We start from the raw sequence: 508 nt of genomic DNA, 5'->3' as shown, positions 1-508 counted from the left end.
TCACCTCTCGAGACTCCCCGCAAAGCGAACTAAACCCACTCTTACTCTACGCGTTGCGCGTCGTCGACTACGGCGCCCCCCCGCGCCCCCCCCCCCCCCCCCGCTTCCCCACGTCGACGGCTCGGGGTGAATGGTGATGGGCGCTCAGGGTGGGCGGAGCGAAGCGGAGTCCACCAGGCTCGACAGGAGGACAGGGGGGCGTTGGCATTGACCTGTTGTGAGATGGGGGGAGGTCAAATGGTGGGATGTGGACCGGAGTTGCTGGGCCTACACAGTGCACGAGTGATGCACTGCTGCCGGTTAGCTCATCGAATTCCGCTTGCGGAATTCAGTTCCCCCGCTCGCGGGAGAACACGCCGGAGCGCAGCGGAGGCGTGTCCTACTGTCGGCTTGCCAGCAGGGAATTCCGCTTGCGGAATTCAATCCTCGCGCTTGCGCGAGGATTTCATCCGGAGCGAATCGGAGGATTCGATTACCGCGCAGCGGGAATGCCGCCGGAGCGCAGCGG

Origin of the sequence: Kitasatospora sp. NPDC059803, from assembly GCF_042732255.1 — a bacterium.
GTDB lineage: Bacteria > Actinomycetota > Actinomycetes > Streptomycetales > Streptomycetaceae > Kitasatospora.
The sequence above is the reverse complement of the archived record's forward strand: the minus strand, read 5'-3'. Positions refer to the sequence as shown.